Here is a 4753-nt window from a genome sequence, read left to right on the forward strand (position 1 = left end):
GACCCTCGGTGAGCCGCTGGCCCCCGCCCTCCCCGAGCTGCCGTGCCGGACCATCGGCGAGCTGCCGTGTCCCGCCCTCCGAGAGCCGCACGACCGCGCCCTCCGCGAGCTGCCGTGTCCCGCCCTCCGGGAGCCGCTGGACCGCGCTCTCCGCGAGTTGCTGCGTCGCGTCCTCCGCCAGCAGACGTGCCGCATCCTCCGCGAGCTGACGTGACGCGCCCTCCGCCAGCTGGCGTACGACTCCGAATCTGAGCTGGCGTTCGCTCTCCTCGCCGCTGGCCACCAGCACCCGCACGCCCGCCTCCCCGCCGAGCGTGTGGTGGATGAGCGCGGACTTGCCGATCCCCTCCGGCCCCTCGATCACGACCCTCCGGGCGGCTCCCGTGCCCGCGGCCCGCAACTCCGCCCGCAACAGGGCGATCTCCGCAGTCCTGCCGACGAACATGCGCGCTCCCTCCGCCGCCCTCTCAAATCCAGAGCAGCGCGGTCCCCGCCTGATACACCCTCAGCGGACCTCGAGGAGCCCCCACACGGCGGTGGCGTCGTCGTGCGGCTTGCCGCGCACCGGACCACGCGATCTCTCCAGCTCGCGCACCGCCTCGATCAACGCCGCCGGCCCCTGCCCGGCCAGCGCCGCGAGCACGTCGTCCCAGCTCCAGCCGTACCATTCGACGAGCCGCGCGACGCCGTCGGAGAACACCCCGGCCCCGCGCACGCCCCGCAGGTTCACGGCCCCGCACACGGCGTGCCGGGCCGCCTCGGGGCGGGCGCCCGCCACCCAGAACCCGCCGGGCGCGAACCGCATCCGCCGCACGAGCTCCACCGAGTACGGCCGCCCGCCCGGCAGCCGCTCCAGCCGATCGTCGCTCACCACCTGGACCCCGCCGCCCACCAGCGAGAAGACCACCGGCGAGTCCCCCAGCACGAGGTACTCCAGCCGATCACGGCCGCTCCTGACCATGGCCACCGTCGAGGACGGCGAGTCCGGGTTGCCCAGGTCGCAGGCGGCGCCGTGGGCCGAGGCCGTCCGCTCGATGGCCGCTCCCAGGATGTCCGCCAGCGACGCCCCGCCGTGGGCGCACAGCCCTTCGGCCAGCGCGCCGCCGAGCCGCCCCACGAGCCACGGCACGTCGTGGGCGCAGCCGCTGTCCACCCCGGCCGCGGCGGTGGCCCCGTCGAGCACGACGATCCACGACGGCCCGGCGATCACCAGGTCCTCGTTGGGCCACTCCGACCCGGGCCGGGTGGCGTACGTGATCTCCGCGAACATGACAGCGACTGTGCCACAACGGCGGCCCCCGATCGTGACGCCATGACCACGGGGACCCGCCGGGCCGGTCGCGCCTAGACGATCACCAGCTCGCGCGGCGTGTTGTTCAGGCGCTCGCCGCCGGTGTCGGTGCACACCAGGATGTCCTCGATCCTGGCCCCGTGCCGGCCCGGCAGGTAGATGCCCGGCTCGACGGAGAAGGCGAACCCGGGCTCCATCGGCTCGTCGTTGCCGGCCACGATGTACGGCTCCTCGTGCGTCTCGATCCCGATCCCGTGCCCGGTGCGGTGGATGAAGTAGTCGCCGTAACCCGCTTCGGCGATGACCTCGCGGGCGGCGGCGTCGATCGACTCGCAGGACACGCCGGGCCGCACCGCCGCGCAGGCCGCGTCCTGGGCCCGGCGCAGCACCTCGTAGTAGGCGGCGAAGTCGGCGGGCGGCTCGCCCACGCTGTACGTGCGTGTGGAGTCGGAGCAGTAGCCGTTGTGCAGCTGGCCGCCGATGTCCACCACGACCGGCTCGCCCGCCTGGATCACCCGGTCGGACACGTCGTGGTGCGGGCTGGCGCCGTTGGGGCCGGAGGCGACGATCACGAAGTCGACCGTCTCGTGGCCCGCCGCCAGGATCGCCTCGGCGATGTCCCTGCCCACCTCGCGCTCCGTGCGCCCGGCCCGCAGCAGCTCGGGCACCTGGCGGTGCACCGCGTCGATCGCCTCCCCCGCCGCGCGCAACGCGGCCACCTCGGCCGCCGACTTGCGCATCCGTAGCTCCCGCAGCACGCTGCCGGCCAGCACCTGCTCGGCCTCCGGCAGCACCTCACGGAAGCGCAGCGACGACATGGCCCACATCCGGTCGGCCAGTCCCACCTTGGCCGCCCGGCCGAGCCTGGCCGCCGCGATCGCGTACGGGTCGTCGGTCTCGTCCCAGGCCACGAACTCCAGCCCGAGCCGCGAGGCGGGCGACGCCTGCGCGGCGGGCAGCTCCAGGCGGGGGACCATCATGTACGGCTCGCCGGAGGCGGGCACCACCAGGCACGTCAGCCGCTCCAGCGGCTTGGCCTCATAGCCGCTCACATAACGCAGATCGGGCCCGGGAGTCAGCAGCAGGGCGTCGAGCCCGGCCTTGGCGGTAGCCTCCTGCGCGGCGGCGAGACGGGACACGGGATACAAGTCTGAGGACGTCACAGGCACAATCTACTCCGGAGCCCGCCGCCTAAAATCCGCGAAAAGGTCTCACAACGCAGAAAGCCATCGCTACACTCCGTTCAAGATTGATCACGTAGTGTGGGGTCAATTGTCCAGATCCACTGCACTATGAGAGTGAGACCATGGTCGACGTCATAGGCGCGGCCGAGCTGCTCGGACACGAGACCGACGCCGAGCTGCTCGCGGCCCGGCTCGCGCACGCCCAGCGGCTCGGCAACATGGGCTGGGCGGAGTGGCACCTGCACACCGGCGAGACCATCTGGTCCGACCAGGTCTACGCCATCTTCGGCCGCGACCCGAAGGCCGGCCCGATCTCCCTGGCCGACCTGGCCGAGCACGTCGAGCCCGCGGACGTGGGCGCGCTCGACCGGCTCCTGTGGTCCGCCCTGCAGGGGGTCCAGCCCGTACAGGCCGAGTTCCGCATCCGCCGCGGCGCGAACTCCGGCGAGCTGCGCGACCTGCGGGTCGTGCTCGAACCGCTGATGGCCCCCGGCGGCCCCACCGGCATGCACGGCGTCATCCAGGACATCACCGGCCGCCGCCGGGCCGAGCGCATGATGTCGGAGTCGCGCCGCCAGCTCCTGGAGGCGCGCGAGCAGGCCGCCGAGGAACGCCACGTGATGCTGGCCCTGCGCGAGGCGATCCTGCCCGAGCCCGCCGGCTGCCTCGACCTGCCCCAGGCCAAGATCGCGGTACGGTACGTGCCCGCCGAGAAGACCGCGAACCTGGGCGGCGACTGGTTCGAGGCCGCACCCGCCCCCGACGGCCGCCTGCTGCTGGCCATCGGCGACGTCTCCGGCCACGGGCTGCCCGCGATCGCGCACATGGCCCAGCTCCGCCACGCGCTCGTCGGCCTGGCCATGACAGGCCGGCCCGCGAACAACCTGCTGGCCTGGCTGAACGAGCTGGTCATGCACCAGCTCACCGACACCACGGCCACCGCGATCCTCGGCCATCTGGATCCGCAGACCCGCGTGTTCGCCTGGAGCCAGGCCGGGAACCTGGCGCCCATCCTGGTGCGCGACGGCGTCGCCAGCCAGCTCCCGCAGCCCAGGGGCGTGCTGCTGGGCGCGGCGCCCGGCCGGCCGTACGAGCTGGCGACCACCCGGCTGCAGCCCGGCGACCTGCTGCTGATGTTCACCGACGGGCTGGTGGAGCGGCGCACCCGGGACATCGACGTCGGCCTCGCGCTGGCCCTGGACGCCGCCCGCGACGTACCGGCCAGGGAGCTGGACGCGGGGCTCGACCACCTGCTGGCCGACATCGGCGGCCCCAATCCGGAGGACGACGCGTGCCTGCTGGCGGTGAGCATGGCCGCCCCGGGCGAGGCGTAACCGACCGGCAGCCGGGCGACGACAGCAGGCCCGGGCCCACCGCGCGAGAGCAACCACGCGGGGCCGACCGGCGCACGTCCGCCACGGCAGGGCAGGGCAGCCGCGCTGGGCCGACCGGTGGCGGCCAGCGGGGATCCGTCAGGGGTGCGACCATAGACGCGTGCTCATGCTTCTGGACACCCCATCCCTCTACTTCCGCGCCTTCTTCGGCATCCCGGAGTCGATCAAGGCCCCGGACGGCTCGCCGATCAACGCCGTACGCGGCCTCATCGACATGATCGCCACCCTCGTGCGCCAGCACTCCCCCGCCGAGCTGGCGGCCACCATGGACGCCGACTGGCGGCCCGCCTTCCGGGTGGCGGCGATCCCGACGTACAAGGCGCATCGGGTCGCCCACGGCAACACCGAGGAGATCCCCGACACCCTCGTCCCGCAGGTCGCGATCATCGAGGAGGTGCTCGACGCCCTCGGCATCGCCCGGCTGGAGTCACCCGGCTACGAGGCCGACGACGTGATCGGCACGCTCACCCACCAGGCCGCCGGCCGGGGCGACGGCGCCGTGGACATCGTGACCGGCGACCGCGACCTGTTCCAGCTCGTCGACGACGCCCGCCCGGTCCGCGTCCTCTACACCGCGCGCGGCATCCGCAACCTGCAGATCGTGGACGAGGCGTTCGTCACCGCCAAATACGGCATCCCCGGGCGCGCCTACGCCGACTTCGCCACCCTGCGCGGCGACCCCAGTGACGGCCTGCCCGGCGTCGCGGGCGTCGGCGAGAAGACCGCGGCCGCCCTGATCACCCGCTTCGGCTCGCTCGGCGCGCTGATCGAGGCCCTCGACGCGGGCGAGACCGACGGCTTCCCGGCCGGCAGCCGCACCAAGCTGAGCGCCGCCCGCGACTACCTGCGCGCCGCCCCCGCCGTCGTCGCCGTGGCCCCCGACG

At 73.7% G+C, this 4753-nt stretch carries 5 protein-coding genes; 2 read left to right on the forward strand and 3 right to left on the reverse strand.

The features are described 5' to 3' along the window. The 3 genes from ETD85_RS60290 to ETD85_RS60300 all read right to left on the reverse strand — a co-directional run. Nucleotides 1–445, reverse strand: a 445-nt coding sequence (locus ETD85_RS60290; RefSeq protein WP_138698766.1) for an ATP-binding protein, incomplete at its 3' end; no start/stop codon positions are given. A 60-nt stretch (nt 446–505) separates the two neighbouring features. After that, nucleotides 506–1270, reverse strand: coding sequence for a protein phosphatase 2C domain-containing protein (locus ETD85_RS60295; protein ID WP_138698767.1), 765 nt, complete (start codon nt 1268–1270; stop codon nt 506–508). 74 nt (nt 1271–1344) lie between these two features. Continuing rightward, nucleotides 1345–2439: a M24 family metallopeptidase gene (locus ETD85_RS60300; protein WP_138698769.1), complete on the reverse strand. Its 1095-nt coding sequence runs from the start codon at nt 2437–2439 to the stop codon at nt 1345–1347. Between the two features lie 158 nt (nt 2440–2597). Here ETD85_RS60300 and ETD85_RS60305 point away from each other — a divergent pair, with 158 nt between their 5' ends. Then, nucleotides 2598–3809 carry a PP2C family protein-serine/threonine phosphatase gene (locus ETD85_RS60305; protein WP_138698768.1) on the forward strand — a complete coding sequence of 404 codons (1212 nt, stop codon included), beginning with the start codon at nt 2598–2600 and terminating at the stop codon, nt 3807–3809. A 166-nt stretch (nt 3810–3975) separates the two neighbouring features. Next, nucleotides 3976–4753: 5'-3' exonuclease (locus tag ETD85_RS60310; protein ID WP_138698770.1), on the forward strand; the 778-nt coding region annotated here is incomplete at its 3' end.

Origin of the sequence: Nonomuraea zeae (assembly GCF_005889725.1) — a bacterium.
GTDB classification, from domain to species: Bacteria; Actinomycetota; Actinomycetes; order Streptosporangiales; family Streptosporangiaceae; genus Nonomuraea; species Nonomuraea zeae.